Below are 16,395 nucleotides of genomic sequence, written 5' to 3' on the forward strand. Positions count from 1 at the left end.
TGTGTATACATCGAGTGTGCAGGGCGTGGCACCGCGTACGGCAGCGCAGGTGAGGGACCCGGCGACCGAGATCATCACGGTTCGGAAACAGAAACAGAAACGGAAACGGAAGCGGACGCCGGCAGTCGGCGGTGGCGCCCTGTGGCCGCAACCGCAACCGCAGCCGCAGCCGCAGCCGCTGTCGCAGCCCCACCCCCAACGACCGCACGCGCGAGGCCAGTCGGCGCTGTGAACTCGACGCGCCCCTGCCCCGACGCCGTCCGGCCGGCGGGGTGAGTCCCAGCAACGGCGCACGACTGACCGGCAGTTGACTCCGTCACGGCACCGGCCTCGACCGGAAGGGGATGCCCTCGACCGCTCCGGGTACACGCTCCTGTGCTCGGCCGGTACTCGTCCTCTACTCGTCATGTGCTCGTCCGGTGCCGGGGCACCGGGACCGCCGAACACACCTTCAGACTCGGGAGTCAATCGCTGTGCACGCATGGGTCCGACTGGCGAACGAGCGGCCCGACGGGCCCTCCTGGTCGCCCTACCTGGCCGTGTGCATGTTCCTGGTGGCCGCGATCGTCATGGGCGCGCTGTTCGTCCGGAGCCGCCGCCGGAGCAGGTAGGGGCCGCGCAGGACGACAGGACAAGAGCAGGCGCGGCCTCGGACGCGCCTGCCCCCCGACACGGAGGAGGAGACGGTGCACACCGTCGCAGGTCTGCTCGTAGCCGTGAGCGGTGCGGTCATGGCCGTCTTCGGGCCCGCCTTCGCGGCCCGGGCGGGCGGCCGGACCGGACAGCGATTCGAGCGCGGCAACACCCTGGCGTTCCGCGCGATCGGCGCGGCCATGGCGGCGCCGGGCGTGCTGTACGCCGTCGGGGCGGTCGGATGACCCCCGGTCGGTGACCGGCGGGGCCGCGCGCACACGCCGGGCACGAGTGGGCGCGAAGCCGCCGACAGGGGCGGCTTCTGTGACTCCCGGCGCATCCAGATCCCGTAGGCCCCGGAGCGCACGTGCACTTGCGTGCTCTTGCGCTCCGGGGCCCTACGCGCGTGAAGCGGCTTGGCTGCCTCAGTCCGGCCGAGTCCGATGAAGACCACCACGCCGACGGGCAACGGCCGAACGAACGAAGGTGAAGCCCCGTCAACCCGCCCTGGACAGATGACCAGCACCTGCCGCACGCCGGGGACAGGCCGTGCTGAGGGGCACCGGCACCTGTCCGGTCAGCTCGTCAGGCGGAAGGTGGCGTCGCCGCGTGCTGTAGCGGTGGTGATCGTTTCGAGTTTCAACTGGAAGGCGTAGTGGCGGATGTAGCGGTCGGGATGGTTGTACGACTGGAACGAGGACCAGGTCGAGTCGGCGAGCCCGGCGACTTGGCGGAAGGTGGCGTCGTCGGCGAACTGGGTGGTGCCGTCGTTGTGCACGAGCTGGAAGTCGGCTCCGTCGCTGCGCAGGTAGTAGCCGGGGAAGTTGACCGACTCGAAGGAGACGGTGCCGGAGCCGGCCAGACCCGGTCGCGGCCGGAATCTGGCGTCGTCGTTGGTGACGTTCTGGTCGATGCGGACGTCGAAGTTGGTGTGCCGCACGTAGCGGTCCTGGAAGTTGAACGACTGCAGCCGCTTGGCCGCAGTGTCCGCCCAGCGGGCCCGGATCCGGGCGTCCTCCGCGGCCGTCAGGTTCAGGATCGAGCCGTGGCGCTTCTTGGTGCCGCCCATGGAGTAGGTTCCCGACGTCGGGAGCCGGTAGGTCCCGACGGCGGACGGGTTGGTCGTCGCGACCGGCATGTATCCCTTTCCGGCCGCGTACTGGTCGAGGTAGAGGGTCCACTCGTTGCGGTCCCTGAACTTCATCCACATCGGGCCTTCGACCTGGGAGCCGGTCAGGCCGATGCCGGAGAGGTTGCCGATGGCGGTCCAGGTCCCGAGGATCGAGTTGCTGCCCTCGAGCGTGATCTGGCCGTCGCCGGAGGCCCGCACGTAGCGGTAGTCGCCGACGCCGGAGGGGACCTCGACGATCTGGGTGTCGATGATGCCCTGGGTGCCGGGGCGGTCGATGTAGATCTGCGGTGTCGTGATCGTGTGGAAGTCGGAGGTGCGGGCGTAGTAGATGCGGTGCTTCAGCACACCGTCGAGGGTGGCGTTGGTCGCCCAGTACATGACGTAGTCGCTGGTGGCCGGGTCCCAGATCGCCTCCGGGGCCCAGGCGTTGCGCCCGTCGGGGATGGCTCCGGCGACGTTGAGCAGCCACGGCTGCGACCAGGTGACCAGGTCCGTCGACTCCCACACCACGAGGTTGCGGCTGCCGTTGGACGTGGAGTCCGACCACGACTGGCCGCAGCCGATGCACAGGTCGGTCGCGATGATCCAGTACTTGCTGCCGTCGGGCGAGCGCACCAGTGCGGGGTCGCGTACTCCGCGCGTGCCCACGGTCGAACGCAGGGTCATCCCACCGCCGTTGAGGTCGGACCAGTTCAGGCCGTCCGCGCTGTACGAGAAGTACATCTGCTGACCGGTCGAGCCCTCCCCTATGAAGTGCGTCATCAGGTATCCCGGATCCGCGGCGGCGGCCCGCTGGGGTGTGCTCACGACTTGGGCGGTGAAGAGCAGGCAGGCGGCGACGAATGTCGCTGCCAGCCGGGAGAGAACCGCGGGCATGTGCGTTCCTGTTCGTAGTGCAGACAGTGCCGTGATCAGGTGCAGGGCAGGTGCAGGTGAGGCGGGGACGAGGCCCGGCCTCCGTGCCGTTGGGGAGGTACCGGCTCCGTGGGGGCGGAACGTCGCCTGTTGCGTCATCAGCGGCCGAGGCGTCGCGGGTTTCGCGTGGGTGCGGCAGCGACCGGAACCCCGCGATGGCGGGCCGGGTGACGAGACAGCGGAGAAGCCCGACAGGGCTGTCACAGAGGTGCGACGGCGACGGGCGCGCAACGCGGGCTGCCCCTTCCGGCAGCCAGGGTTCGAACAATCGAACATCGTTCGCAAGTTCGTGCAGAAGATAAATGCCGACCGGGAGTTCGTCAATGGAACTGGCCGGTTCGGCCCCGAACACGGCGCTCCCGACCGCTCACCGCGGTGGAGGACTCCACACTCCACACTCTTGAACTGCGCAGACCTCCCGCCATCGCGCGGGCCGCACACGGAGATTCCGGTTGCACGGCCATTGACACGACGCCTGCGCCGACGTCAGGATCACGCCTGCAAACATGTGATTGAAACGATTCAGAACCGTGGGAAGCGAAAATTCCGCCCCGCCTCCACCCCGGGCTGCCGCCCCGTTCGCTGCCCTCCCCGCTCCCCGCTCCCCGCTCCCCGCTCTCCGCTCTCCGCACAATTCTTAGGAGCCCGCGATGCACGATGTGACGCGCCGTTCTGCTCTGCGCTCGGCCATAGCCGTGGCGCTTGCCCCCACGTTGGGTTCCTTGCTCCTGCCGGGGCTCGCGTCGACCGCGTCCGCGGCCGTCTCGTGGACCGCGAAGTGGATCTGGGCTCCCTCCAGTTCGGCGAACCAGTGGGTGGCCTTCCGCAGAACGTTCACCCTGGGCTCCGCCCCCTCGAAGGCCGTCACTCAGATCGCGACGGACTCGAAGTACTGGCTGTGGGTCAACGGCACGCTCGTGGTCTTCGACGGCGGGCTCAAGCGCGGTCCGAACCGCACGGACACCTACTACGACGAGATCGACCTCGCCCCGTACCTGACCAGCGGCACCAACACGGTGGCGCTGCTGGTGCGGTACTTCGGCAAGGAGGGCTTCTCGCACAGCAGCAGCGGCAAGGGCGGTCTGCTGTTCCAGTCGGACATCGAGACCGGTTCCACCACCACCCGGCTGGTCAGCGACACCGGCTGGAAGCACAAGGTCCACCCGGGCTACGCGAACAACACCAGCGGCACCCAGGTCAACTTCCGGCTGCCGGAATCGAACGTCTACTACGACGCCCGCAACGCCACCGCCATGGCCGACTGGCAGTCCACCGGCTTCGACGACAGCGCCTGGAGCGCGCCCACCGACTTCGGCGCCGCCGGCACGGCTCCCTGGAACGGCCTCGTCGAACGGCCGATCCCGCAGTTCCGCTACTCCGGCCTGAAGTCCTACACCAACGCCGCGTCACTCCCCAGCGCCGGACAAGGCTCCACGGCCATCTCGGCCACCCTGCCGTCCAACATCCAGGTCACCCCCTACCTGAAGGTCAACGCCCCGGCCGGCGCCGTGATCGGCGTCCAGACCGACCACTACGACGACGGCAAGGGCCTGGTCGGCATCGACCAGAAGACCATCTTCAACGTGCGCGCCACCTACGTCTGCACGGGCGGGGTCCAGGAGTTCGAGGCGCTGGGCTGGATGAGCGGTACGGCCGTGCGGTACACCATCCCGGCGGGCGTGACCATCGTGGACCTGAAGTACCGGGAGTCCGGGTACGACACCGACTTCGCCGGGTCGTTCACCAGCAACGACGCCCTCTTCGACACCGTGTGGACCAAGGCCGCGCGCACCATGTACGTCAACATGCGCGACAACTACATGGACTGCCCGACCCGCGAACGCGCCCAGTGGTGGGGCGATGTGGTCAACCAGCTGAAGGAAGGCTTCTACACCTTCGACGCCAATTCCCACGCCCTCGGCAAGAAGGCCATCTCCCAGCTGGCCTCCTGGGCGAAGGACACCGGGGCGCTCTACTCCCCGATGCCCTCGACCATCTGGACCGGCGAACTGCCCAACCAGATGCTCGCCTCGGTGTGGTCGTTCTGGACGTTCCACCTCTACACCGGCGACACGAGCACCGTCACCGGCGCCTACCCGGCGGTGAAGAAGTACCTGGACCTGTGGAGCCTGGGCAGCGACGGCCTGGTGACCCACCGCGCCGGTGACTGGGACTGGCAGGACTGGGGCACCGACATCGACACCCGCGTCCTGAACAACTGCTGGTACTACCTGGCCCTGGACACCGCCGCCAAGCTCGCCGCCCTCAGCGGCAACACCGGCGACGTCGCCGGCTGGCAGGCCCAGCGCACCAGCATCAAGGCCAACTTCGACACCCTGCTGTGGAACTCCACCAAGAACGAGTACCGCTCGCCCGGCTACACCGGCGACACCGACGACCGGGCCAACGCCCTCGCCGTCGTCGCGGGCCTGGCCGCCCCCAGTCACTACCCGGCGATCACCAACGTGCTGCGCACCCACCTCAACGCCAGCCCCTACACGGAGTTCTACGTCCTGGAGGCGCTGTACCTGATGGGCGCGGCCACCGTCGCCGAGGAGCGGATGCGCAACCGCTACGCCGCCCAGGCCGCCGACCCCGCCTGCCACACCCTGTGGGAGGTGTGGGTCAAGTCGCAGGGCACCGACAACCACGCCTGGAACGGCGGCCCGCTGTACGCGCTCTCCGCCTACGCCGCGGGCGTCCGCCCCACCACGGCAGGCTGGGAGACCTACGAGGTCACCCCCCAGACCGGCACCCTCACGAAGATCAACACCGTGACACCGACCGTCAACGGTGACATCCGCTTCGGCATCACCCGCGACGGCGCCCAGGCGACCCTCACGCTCACCTCGCCGAGCGGAACGACCGCTCGCGTCGGCGTGCCCACCTACGGCGGCTCCCAGCCCGTCATCAAGGCCAACGGCACCACCGTCTTCACCGGCGGCTCCTCCACCGGCGGCGTCAGCGGCCTGAGCTACGACGGCAAGGACTCCTCGTACGTCTACTTCAAGGTCCAGCCGGGCGCCTGGACGTTCGTGGCGACGGGCACCGGCCGCCTCGACAACCTCGCCCTGAACCGGCCGGTCACCGGCAACAACAGCCTGGAGAACACCAGCTGGGGCAAGAACCGGCTCACCGACGGCAAGCTCACCAGCGTCAGCGGCGCCCGGGGATACACCAGCAACGAGTTCACCTCCGCCGACGTCAGCGCGAACCCCGTCTGGGTGGAGATCGACCTCGGTGCGGACACCGACCTCGACGCCATACGCCTCTTCCCGCGCACCGACACCCCGGCGGCCGGCGGCGGGACCGCGAACTTCCCGGTCGACTTCACCGTCCAGACCCGCCCCGACGGATCCAGCGTCTACAGCACCGCCCGCACCGTCACCGGACAGTCCAACCCCCAGGGGCTGGTGCAGACGTACGGCTTCAAGACCACCACCGCCCGCCACGTCCGCCTCCAGGCCACCAAGCTCGGCGCCCCCGCCTCCGACGAGTCCACCAAGTTCCGTCTGCAACTCGCCGAACTCACCGTCCCCACCGCCGCGACCACCGTCACGGCCAACTACACGCTCGAGAACAGCGACTGGGGCAAGACCCGCATTCTGGAGGGCACCACCACCAGCGTCACCGGCGCCAAGGGCTTCACCAGCATCGACTTCCCCGCCGCCGACGTCAGCGCCACCCCGGTGTGGATCGAGGTCGACCTCGGTGCCGACCGGTCCATCGGCTCCGTCACCCTCCACCCGCGCACCGACGCCGCCGGAGCCGGCGGCGGCTCGGCGAACTTCCCCGTCGACTTCACCTTGCAGACCCGCCCCGACGGATCCGGCACCTACACCACCGCCCGCACCGTCACGGGACAGCCCAACCCGAGCGGAGCCGCCCAGACCTACACGCTCACCTCCGTCACCGGCCGCTACCTGCGCCTGACGGCGACCGGACTCGGCGCCCCGGCTTCCGACGAGTCCACCAAGTTCCGCCTGCAACTCGCCGAGATCGGCATCGACTGACACGCCACAGCCACAGTGGCCCGCCGTCCGGGCACACACCCGCGTGCCCGGACGGCAGGCCTTCGCGAACAGCGAAGCTGACGCCTTCAGCGGCCGTACGCGATCAACGGCCGCTTGACCGTGGCTCCGGTCGGTATGACCGCAGGCGTGTCACGCACCGAGGCCGCCGCCGGCGTGACCGGATTGATGCGCCCCGACGGACACGGCCGGCACCACCGTCGCCCGCCGGTGCGGCTCCGGTGGAGCAGCGCGTTGACGAGCTTCCGTTTCCCGTACCGACTGTCGTGCGAGGCGCGGGTGCTGCACCACGAGCAAGCAGGCACAGTCCGCAGCGTGCGGCGGTCAGGTCCAGTCCGTCGGTCGGAGCGCCCCGAGGAACTGGTAGAACTCGTAGGCCAGGTAGAAGTGCCCGTATGCCGCGACGCCCAGCAGGGCCGCAGGGAAGAGGGCCAGGCATCCGCCGTTGCGGTGCGGGCTGCCTGAGCGGTCGGCCAGCCACTCCGCGCAGGTCAGGTAGGTGACGGCCGCGAGGACCACGGGCGCCGCCACCGCCACGGCCATGGCCAGTAGGGAGGCGACGACCTTCACGGCGACCGCCGGACCGCCGGCGCCGGCCGAACCCGTTGCCGGCGGCAGGTCGAGCCAGGTGGTGAGGAAGAAGGAGTCCGCCATCACGGCCGACAGCACGGCTGTCACCACGACCGCCAGGTAGTCGCCTACGCCGCCCGGGGGCCGCCCGCCATCGCCGGTGTGGGGCTGTGGCGCGGCGTCTTCGTGCCGCTGCGGCACGCTGGTGCGGCGCGGCACACCGTCGCGCAGGCGGTTCATGAACCAGTCGTCGATGAAGAGGCCGATGACGGACACGATGAAACTGCTCTGCCCCAGCGTCGTGTTGCGGAACTTCCAGAAGACGTAGAAGCAGGCGAGGGCGAACAGGACTTTGATCGCGTTGCGCATGACTCCGGCTCTCGTGATGCGACCGGCCCGCGGTCTGATCCGGACCTGCCGCCGTGGGCCCGGGGGGAACGTGGGTAGCGGCCGGTGCGTCCGCAGTGGCGTGAGGACGAACCGGCGGCCGGCCGGGCGGCGTCGCCCCGGCCGGCCGCCGGTCCGTTCAGCCCCGGTCGAACTCGCCCTTCTCGATGAGGCCCACGATCACCGACTGGAACTTTCCCCACTGCTCGACCAGCCCGTTGCACATCGCGATGCCGTTCGACCCGAAGTACGTCAGCCCGTCGAAGAACATCTCGAAGCGGAAGTCCGGCCTGGCGTAGAGCGACTCGCGCATCTGCGCCGTCTGTCCGGCGTCCAGTCCCGACAGCGCAGCGGCGTAGGCGTCCATCTGGCCCGCCAGCAGCCTGTCGATCGCCGCCAGCACCTTTTCCGGGTCGACACCGGCCGGGCGGTCCGCCTGCTTGGCCGCTTCGACGGCGAACGCCAGCACGTCGGGCGCATCGGCCGCGAGGGGGCTCTGCTTCACCACCGGGCCGGTGGACCAGTCCCGTACCGCCGAGGAACGCTTGGACTTGCTTCCGAAGAACCCCACCATGATCTCCTTGGTTCCGTTCTGCCGTGAAAAGCGGTGAAAAGCCGTGAAAGCCGTGAGTAGGGGATCGGGGCAGGCGGCCGGTCGCGGAGAGCCGCCGCGGACGCCCGGTGGCCGACCGCGGTCCTGTCAGCCGTCGATGATCTTGCGTGCGCGGTTTCCGCGCTCGCCGACCTCCCGGTACAGGCGCTTGAGCAGGTCGAGTTCCTGCTGGTTGAGCTTGCCGCCGAACTCCGCCTTGCGGAGCACCCGTTCGTATTCCTCAGCCGTAGCCACGGCCACCTCCCGTTTGCCTTCGGTGCGCTGCGGACCGGGCGCAGCAACGGCCGTCCCGGTCAGGACCGTCCGGGCGGGCCGCAGCGCGGTCCGGCCCGCATACCTGTCACCGACGGGCGGCCATCCCCCCAACGGCCGCCCGTCGTACGGTCATCCTGTCGCCGCGGCACCGACCGCGCTGTCCCCATCAATGGGGACACCGGTAGACGACGGGGCCGCGACGCCGCCCGCGTGGGTGGAGACCTCGACCCAGGTGGACTCCCTGCCGTCCTCGACGACCGCGGAGGTTTCCGCCAGGGCCTTGCGCAGGGCGGCGGCCCGCTCCGGGTCCCCCGGCAGCGTCACCAGGCCGACCGAGAGCGCGCCTGGCCGGGGTTCCACGCTGAGGACCAGTTCCTCCGGGGCCGGTTTCGTGCCCAGCGCGGAGGTGAGCAGGCGACGCAGCAGATCCGGCGGGGGCGGATGGTCGGCGTCCGACTGGATGGTCACCACGCAGCCCTCGGCGCGTGCCGCGCCCAGCAGTTCACGGGTGGAGCGGCCGAGCGCACCGGGCAGGTGCAGCTCGTCGCGGACGGCCAGATCCAGCATCCGCGCCCGGACCCGGGTCTGTGACGCTTGCGGGGAGAGATCCCCGGAGGCGGTACGGCGCAGGAAGGAAAGGATCTCCTCGTCGAGGTCGGCCAGGCGTCTGCGGTGCACCGCCTCGCGGGCCTGTCGGGCGGACTCCACAGCGGCCGAGGCCGCCCGCCCGGCGTTGGCTCGCATCACCGCCGCGCCCAGCCGGGCCACGGTCTGCCCGATGGCCAGCCCCATGCCCACACCCAGCGCCGGGGCGAACAACGCCGGCACCGCCTTCGCCGCACTCTCGCCCCAGGAGTCGGCGAACGGCGGCCCGGCCAGCAGCACCAGGACGACCCCCGCCTGTTCCAGTACCAGCGCCAGCACGGCTTCCCACGGTGGCCGGACGATCACCAGCACGGTCAGCAGCGGGGTGACCGCGCCGATCGGCCAGGAGGTGTCATCGGCGATGCCGGACGTGGGGATCACGAGGAAGCTGCCGACCGCCCCGCCGACGGCGAAGGCGCTCACGGCGGCGGCCGCGCGCCCCCCGATGCCTTTCTGGGCGCGCAACAGCAACGCCACGGTCACCGCGGCCAGCAGCAGGTACCACACCATCAGCCAGCTCACCCGCGGGGTCCGCACGGTGTGGATCGCGGCGACGGCCCCGGTGGCGAGCAGATAGGGGACACAGACGGCGGCCAGCGGCCGGCGGATGTCCCCGACCGCGGTGCGGATGCTCGACATCCGGTCCGGGGTTTCCGCGACGGCCCCGCGGCCCTCGCCTGTGCGGACCGCCCGCGCCCGGGCCCGCTGCCAGACCAGCCGTACGGTGGTGCCGTCGCCGGGGGAGCTGTGCACCTCCGCGGTGCCTGCCACGGCGGCCATCCGCCGCAGCACCGATCTGCGCAGTCCCATCGAGGACACGTGCACTCCGGCCGGGGAGAACCCCACCCCGTCGTCGGCGACGGAGAGCACGAATCCGTGCTCGTCCCCGCGCAGCCGGACCTTCAGCGCCTGCGCCTCGGCGTGCCGGACCGCGTTGCGCACCGCCTCGGCCGCCGCACCCAGGGCGGCCTCGGCAACCTCGGCGGGCACCGGGACGGCCCCCGAGACCTCGACGCTCAGAGGTGGCCCGCCTCCGGCGGTGAGCGTGGCGAGCAGGGCCGCGAGGTCGGCATCTTGCCCTGGTGCGGCAGGCGCCCGCAGCAGTGCGTCCACGGCGCTGTGGCATGCCTGCCTCACCTGCGTCGTGGCGATCCCGGGCATGCTGACCGCGCGCAGCGCGGAACTCACCTCGTCGTGCAGCAGGTCCTGGAAGCGGTGATGCGCCTCCCGGCGCGCCTTCGCTCGTGCGGCCGTGGCGCCTGCCGTCAGCGTCTGTTCCTGGGCGGCGTCGGCACGGGCTCCGGCGGTGCGCAGCAGTGGGCCCAGCACCGCGGCCGCCACCGCGGCGGCCAGCACCGGCCAGGCGCCCTGCACCGCGGCAGCCGGACCGTCCGTCGGCAGACTCGCCGCGATCTGCGCACCGATGACCGCCGAGGACACCGGCCACGCGAGCCGGCGCGGTCCGAACCCGATCGCCAGCAGCACGGCGACGGCGGTGGGTTCGCAGCGCAGCCCGACGACGATCAGCGACGGCCGCTCGACCGCGAACACCGCCTCCGTGACGAGCGAGACGCCCACGGACGCCCACACATCGCCATAGCCCAGCCGGACGAGGGCGCCGCGCACCGTCAGGACGGCCGCCAGCGCGGTGACCACCACGGCAGTGGCGAGGACGGCGGGCGCGAGCCGTCCGCCCGATGACACCAGCAGCATCGACCAGCTCACCGCGAACAGCGCCGTGACCGCCGCCATCGCGCGCTGAAGACCGGACCACACGCCATGGCGGTAGGTTCCCGGCCTCGGCGCCTCGGCGTTCGGTGTCACCACCCCGGGGTGTCCGGCGTGCCGTCGGACGCAGTCGGTGTGAGGTCGATGTGGCCGTCGGCCACGGCACGCCACACCAGCTGCCGGCTGTCCTCCAACAGCCCTTCGCCCGCGGCGGCGTACGCCTCGATGGCACGCTTGCGGTACGTGCGGACGGTGTCCTCGGTGATGTGCAGCATCCGCGCCACCTGGCGGTGCGGCAGACCTCGGGCGATCAGCTCCAGGACGCGGCGCTCCTGACTGCTGAGGCGGACGGCGCCGCGCGGATCGGTGACGATGGCGTGTGCGAGCCGACTGGACAGATAGGGCTCCCCGCCGTGCACGGCGCGGATGGCGTCCACCAGTCGTGCCTCCGGGTCCTCCTTCAGCACCAGGCCCACGGCCCCCGCGTCCAGCGCCCTGCGCACCGCGGCGGGCCGGTGCTCGGTGGTGAAGACCAGCACCCGCGCTCCGGCGGCCCGAAGGCGCCGGACGTTGTCGTCGACGGCCTTGCCGTCTCGCAGCCGCAGGTCGAGCAGGACCACCGAGGGCATGTCCAGGGACACCCCCGCTGGTGCGCCGGGAGGCGGGCCAGGTGGTGCGCAGGGCAGGGCGCCCTCCGACGGCTCGGCAGGCGGGGGCGGCTCCAGCCCGGCGAGGAGGGCTTCCACGTCGGGCGCCACGTGCACCAGCTCGATGTCGGCGGTGTGCTCGGCGAAGTACGCCTGGAGACCGAGCAGGACCACCGGATGGTCGTCGACCGCCGCTACGGCGATCCTGGACTCGCTGCGCCCGCCGCGCCCGGCATTCTCCCGGCGCCCGCCGGGTCCGCCGTTCCCTTGGTGTTCCGTGTCCCCGGACGCCGACATGGTCCCCCTCTGTCCGCTTCGCGGCCGCATGCTACCGGCCCGGACCGCGGCGGAGTAGGTCAATGCCCGCGAACTCCGCCGGCTCCGGACCCTTCGGGCAAACCGCGGCAGCGCGACGCGCCGTCGGGCCGGAGAGGGGAACGGGCATGCCCGGTTCGCCGGCCGTGCACGCGACCAGGCCACGGGAATCAGGCTCCGCCGATCCGCATGACGGCGGCCCCTGGGTGCGCTGGACCCGGGACGAGCGACACGTTCAGGCCTTCGTGGCCGACGTTCCCGACGAGACCGGCGGACGTGCCGTGCTGAAGACGCGCCCTGGGCTGCTGGGGAATCGCGCTCCACACTGGGTGACTCTTTGCCGCCCCGGAGGCGGACAGCGCAAGAAAGGCAAACAATGCGCGCGAGATGCGGTCTATTTTCGTTTCATGGATGACTCATTGAAGGACCTCACGGGAACTCGCGGCGTGAACCCCCTGCGGCAGCTGTCTCTCGAGCAGCTACGGCAGCGCACGAGTATGAAGTGGACGACCTACCAGGACGACGTATTGCCGCTGTGGGTGGCGGAGATGGACGTGCCGGTCGCCGAGCCCATTGCACGAGCCATCCACAGTGCGGTGGACCGCGGAGATACCGGATATCCGGCCGGAACCGCCTATGCCGAGGCATTCGCGGACTTCGCCGCGCGACGTTGGGACTGGGACGACCTGGCTGTCGAGCGGACGGCGATCGTCCCTGACGTGATGCTGGGCATCGTCGAGATGCTCAAGTTGGTCTCCGGCCGCGGGGACCCCGTCGTGGTCAACTGCCCCGTGTATCCCCCCTTCTATCAGTTCATCCGCAACGACGGCCGGCCGGTTGTCGAGGCGCCGCTGACCGAGGAAGGGCGGATCGACCTGACCACCCTGGAGGTCGCGTTCCAGAAAGCCACCGGTCGCGGCAGGCAGCCGGTGTACCTGCTGTGCAGTCCGCACAATCCGACCGGCGCCGTACACACCGCCACTGAACTGACCGATGTTGCCGAGCTTGCGCGCAGGTACGCCGTGCGCGTCGTGGCGGACGAGATCCACGCTCCCCTCGTGGCTGCCGGAACCTCCTTCGTTCCTTTCCTGAGCGTGCCGGGCGCGGAGAACAGCCTGTCGGTGATGTCCGCCTCCAAGGCATGGAACCTCGCCGGTCTCAAGGCCGCCCTCGCCGTCGCCGGCCCCGAGGCCGCCGACGACCTGGCCCGCCTCCCCGAGGAAGTCGGTCACGGTCCCAGCCACCTCGGCGTCATCGCCCACACCGCGGCCCTACGGGAGGGCGGTGCCTGGCTCGACAGCCTGCTGGCCGGACTGGACGAAAACCGTCGGCTGCTCGGCGAGCTGCTGTCCACCCACCTGCCCACCGTGCGCTGCCGCCCAGGCCAGGCCACCTACCTGGCCTGGCTGGACTGCCGGAAACTGGGCCTTGGCAACGACCCGGCGGCCGTCTTCCTGGAACGAGGCCGGATCGCCGTCAACTCCGGGATCGCCTTCGGGCCGGGCGGCGCGGGGTTCGTCCGTATGAACCTGGCCACCTCTCCGGACATCCTCGCCGAGGGGGTCCGCAGGATGGCCTCCGCACTGTGAGCTCGTCGACTCGACTGGGACGTGATGGGCAGCCTCTGCGGTCGGCGCAGCAGGACTGCGCAGGTGACCGCCCGTTCCGTGCGCCGCCGCAGTGCCGTGCCGCGTCCCGGAGGCCGGATGTCGAGCAGGTGGAGCCGGATGCCGCGGGTGATGGCGACGACGGGTGGGTCTGTGCCGCTGCCGCTCCGTAGTCGCAGATCGGACAGGTGGTAGAGGATCATCCAGCCGGTGGGTTGTACTTTCTTGTTGCCGGGACAGATGCCCCGCATTCTCTGGTCGCCTCCGAGGGCCCGGCGGACCTGGCGTTCGATCAGGCAGAACACCAGCAGGGCCAGACAGAGAGCAACTCCGTCCCGATCCCGAAGACTTCCTCCGTCGCCCGTTCCCTGGCCCAGCGATCCACCCGCCACAAGGGGGTCGGCGCGAGGAGCTCGCGAGGCGGCAGTGCAATGCAGACAGGCGGGCGCACGACCCGGTGCACCCGCCCGCTGCGCTCGAGCCCGCCGCGTGGTGGTGAGGCCGTTACTTCCGCACGCCGGTCGCGCTGAACTCCTGTACGCCGACCTTTCCGTTCTGGTTGCTGTTGCGCACGTAGAGCCGGATGTCGGTGGTGGCGACGTCGGCCGGCGGTCGGTAGACGACCGGCTCCGCCGTGTTGATCGCCTGGTAGGGCATGATGTCGATCCAGGCCTTCTGGCTGGCGCTCCACCGCTGCACCTTCCAGTGGGTGGTCATCCAGTCGCAGCAGTCGTCCTGCTGGAGGGTGAAGGCGAACCGCTCGTAGTCGGCGCCGAGATCGAACTGCACCCAGGACTCGTTTTCGTCGGAGCCGGCTTCGCCGGTCTCGGTGACGCCGTCCCAGAGCTTGCCGAGGTCGCTGTTCCAGGCACTGCGCCGGGACACGGTGGAGTGGTCGGCCAGGTTCTCCCTGGGCACCTTCCACCGCAGTCCGGCGTACGCCGGTTCCAGGCCCGCCTGGTTCATGATGGTCCGCGCTTCGGTCGGCCACGTGCCATCTGTCACCACGTGCGGTCGTCCGTCGCCGTCGTAGATGGCCCCGTTGAGCCAGTTGTCGGCGAAGTCGGTGTAGTTGTGCGACGCGTTCACGGACAGCGGCCGGCGGTAACGTGGGGAGAAGTCGAACCGGCCGCCCTGCCCGACGTTGTAGTCCCAGCGGGTCCGGTAACTCTGGTTGTCGCTGTAGTAGTTCGCGGTCGACGTCGAGTGGTGCAGGTAGTTGTGGCTGATCTCGCTGCCCGGCCACGACCCGAACGAGTAGACGGCTCCCGAGTCGTGCACCCCCCAGGGCACCTTGGACGTGGCGTTGTACACCTCGTTGTGGCTGAACGTCGTCTTGCCGATCCCGTCGACCCCGTCGAGGAGGCTGAGCTCCTCTGCCTTGCGCTGATGAAAGCCCATGTAGGCGGTGTCGTAGACGAGGTTGTGGGTGACCGCCACGTTGTAGGTGTTCATCAGGCTGATCCCGGTCGCCGGGAAGAAGTCGTCACCGGTGTCGGTCACCACGTTGTTGCTGATCGTCACGTTCCTGGTGCGCCGGGCGCCGTCGACGTGTACGTCCATCCAGCGGCCGGCGATGATCCCGGCCGCGGTCAGGTTGTGGAAGAGGTTGCCGGTGACCGTGACGTCCTCGGCTCCGGTCAGCAGTTGCAGCCCGCCGCTGCCCATCTTGCGCACGGTGTTGTCGGTGAAGGTGATGCCGCGGACGTTGGTCAGCTTGATCTGACCGGGCACCTCACCGCCGTAGCCGTCGTAGCTCGGATCCTTGAAGGGGTCGTCCGCGTACTGCGCCTCCGCTTGCGAACCGCCGATGAACCGGTCGCGAGGCAGCAGCCAGTTGCCGTGCTCGAACGTGATGCCGTCGAACGCGATCGCGCTCGCCTTTGCGGACGGGCTGGACCCGGCCACGTTCACCAGTGTCTCCACCACCGGCACGTACGCCCCGGCCTGGTTGACGTCCTCTCCCGGCCGGGGGTAGTAGTACACCTTGTTCGCCGCCCGGTTCAGATACCACTCGCCGGGGGAGTCCAGCTCCTCGAACGCGTTGAGCACGTAGAACGTGTCGTTGTAGTCCAGCGAGAAGCCGTCGTCGCGGTTGAGCCGCGCCTGGAAGTGCGGCTGCGCCAGGCGCACCCGCTTGTTGGCGCCGCTCGCGCTGATGTCCGCGACGGGGAAGTAGTCGATCTTGAAGCCGATCGCGATGTGCAGCAACCGGATGTCGCGGACGTTGGTGTACGCCGGAACGCCGGCCGCCGGGAACTGCACGCCGTCGTAGGAGCGGGTCGGCCGTTCCGGGTCGGCCGGCGGGTTGGGGACCGATGCCTCATCGAAGAAGCCGTTGCCCGTGATGCCCTTGCCCATCGCCAGCTGAGCCCGCCGGCCGCCGACGTAGAGCTGCCGGAAGTAGTCGGCGTAGCCCGCCGACTCCGGCACGTCGGCCACGAAGTAAGGCTGGTCGGTCACCCGCTTCCAGTCCGTGACGGCCTTGCCACCGTCCACGACGGGCGCCTCACCCGGATACGCCTGGTAGACGACCTCGAACCCGTTGGAACCCGAGTCCGCCTCCGTCAGGTCGAAGGTGGCCGTCCGGGTATGCCGGCCCCCGCGCAGACACACGCGGAGGTCGGCCTGCATGTCCTTGTTGAGCTCGTGCTGTCGGATGTGGTCCCGCGCCCGTTCCAAGGTCGCCCAGGGGCGATCCGGTGAGGTTCCGGCGTTGCCGTCGCTTCCCGACGCGGAGACGTAGAAGGTGCACGCTGCTGCCGCCTCCGCCGTACCACTGACCACCAGCCCGGCAGCCAGCGCGGCCGTCGCCAGGACGCCCGCGAGCACTCCGTGTTTGCGCATCAACTCCACTTTCGACGTGTGTATGGGACCGACGTGACGACGCTCTGCGTGCCGGTGTGGAGGTCGCACC

Annotated in this window: 11 protein-coding genes; 4 read left to right on the top strand and 7 right to left on the bottom strand. The window is 70.1% G+C overall.

Annotation, left to right across the window (positions count from 1 at the left end; genetic code table 11):
- The first annotated feature begins 473 nt into the window (after positions 1-473).
- On the top strand, positions 474-611 hold the full coding sequence (locus OG802_RS28535) for a hypothetical protein (RefSeq protein ID WP_329415015.1): 138 nt from the start codon (positions 474-476) through the stop codon (positions 609-611).
- A gap of 75 nt (positions 612-686) precedes the next feature.
- Complete coding sequence (locus OG802_RS28540; protein ID WP_329415016.1) at positions 687-878, top strand: hypothetical protein; 192 nt, start codon at positions 687-689, stop codon at positions 876-878.
- A 332-nt stretch (positions 879-1,210) separates the two neighbouring features.
- On the opposite strand, the gene OG802_RS28545 is transcribed toward OG802_RS28540, so the two are convergent.
- On the bottom strand, positions 1,211-2,641 hold the full coding sequence (locus tag OG802_RS28545) for a glycoside hydrolase family 43 protein (RefSeq protein WP_329415018.1): 1,431 nt from the start codon (positions 2,639-2,641) through the stop codon (positions 1,211-1,213).
- A gap of 689 nt (positions 2,642-3,330) precedes the next feature.
- Between OG802_RS28545 and OG802_RS28550 the strand changes: the two genes are divergently transcribed.
- Positions 3,331-6,693, top strand: coding sequence for an alpha-L-rhamnosidase-related protein (locus OG802_RS28550; RefSeq protein ID WP_329415019.1), 3,363 nt, complete (start codon positions 3,331-3,333; stop codon positions 6,691-6,693).
- Positions 6,694-7,035: 342 nt separating this feature from the next.
- On the opposite strand, the gene OG802_RS28555 is transcribed toward OG802_RS28550, so the two are convergent.
- The 5 genes from OG802_RS28555 to OG802_RS28575 all read right to left on the bottom strand — a co-directional run bounded on the left by OG802_RS28555 (position 7,036) and on the right by OG802_RS28575 (position 11,853).
- Complete coding sequence (locus tag OG802_RS28555; RefSeq protein WP_329415021.1) at positions 7,036-7,650, bottom strand: hypothetical protein; 615 nt, start codon at positions 7,648-7,650, stop codon at positions 7,036-7,038.
- A gap of 157 nt (positions 7,651-7,807) precedes the next feature.
- A complete protein-coding gene (locus OG802_RS28560; protein WP_329415023.1) occupies positions 7,808-8,242 on the bottom strand; it encodes a hypothetical protein in 435 nt (144 codons plus the stop codon).
- A gap of 126 nt (positions 8,243-8,368) precedes the next feature.
- Positions 8,369-8,515, bottom strand: a complete 147-nt coding sequence (locus OG802_RS28565) for a hypothetical protein (protein ID WP_329415025.1) — start codon at positions 8,513-8,515, stop codon at positions 8,369-8,371.
- A gap of 150 nt (positions 8,516-8,665) precedes the next feature.
- Complete coding sequence (locus OG802_RS28570) at positions 8,666-10,957, bottom strand: sensor histidine kinase (RefSeq protein ID WP_329415027.1); 2,292 nt, start codon at positions 10,955-10,957, stop codon at positions 8,666-8,668.
- A 44-nt stretch (positions 10,958-11,001) separates the two neighbouring features.
- Positions 11,002-11,853, bottom strand: coding sequence for a response regulator transcription factor (locus OG802_RS28575; protein WP_329415029.1), 852 nt, complete (start codon positions 11,851-11,853; stop codon positions 11,002-11,004).
- A 425-nt stretch (positions 11,854-12,278) separates the two neighbouring features.
- On the opposite strand from OG802_RS28575, the gene OG802_RS28580 reads away from it, so the two are divergent.
- Entirely contained in the window at positions 12,279-13,460 is a 1,182-nt protein-coding gene (locus tag OG802_RS28580) for a MalY/PatB family protein (protein ID WP_329417464.1), read from the top strand.
- A gap of 522 nt (positions 13,461-13,982) precedes the next feature.
- Here the strand turns inward: OG802_RS28580 and OG802_RS28585 are convergent.
- Positions 13,983-16,325, bottom strand: coding sequence for a right-handed parallel beta-helix repeat-containing protein (locus OG802_RS28585; protein WP_329415031.1), 2,343 nt, complete (start codon positions 16,323-16,325; stop codon positions 13,983-13,985).
- Positions 16,326-16,395: the final 70 nt, after the last annotated feature.

Origin of the sequence: Streptomyces sp. NBC_00704 (assembly GCF_036226605.1) — a bacterium.
GTDB lineage: Bacteria > Actinomycetota > Actinomycetes > Streptomycetales > Streptomycetaceae > Streptomyces.

Bases quoted from the DNA above. Each gene is read 5' to 3' on its own strand.
- OG802_RS28545 (WP_329415018.1), bottom strand. From the start codon at position 2,641: ATGCCCGCGGTTCTCTCCCGGCTGGCAGCGACATTCGTCGCCGCCTGC.
- OG802_RS28575 (WP_329415029.1), bottom strand. From the start codon at position 11,853: ATGTCGGCGTCCGGGGACACGGAACACCAAGGGAACGGCGGACCCGGC.
- OG802_RS28585 (WP_329415031.1), bottom strand. From the start codon at position 16,325: ATGCGCAAACACGGAGTGCTCGCGGGCGTCCTGGCGACGGCCGCGCTG.
- OG802_RS28580 (WP_329417464.1), top strand. From the start codon at position 12,279: ATGGATGACTCATTGAAGGACCTCACGGGAACTCGCGGCGTGAACCCC.
- OG802_RS28555 (WP_329415021.1), bottom strand. From the start codon at position 7,650: ATGCGCAACGCGATCAAAGTCCTGTTCGCCCTCGCCTGCTTCTACGTC.
- OG802_RS28560 (WP_329415023.1), bottom strand. From the start codon at position 8,242: ATGGTGGGGTTCTTCGGAAGCAAGTCCAAGCGTTCCTCGGCGGTACGG.
- OG802_RS28550 (WP_329415019.1), top strand. From the start codon at position 3,331: ATGCACGATGTGACGCGCCGTTCTGCTCTGCGCTCGGCCATAGCCGTG.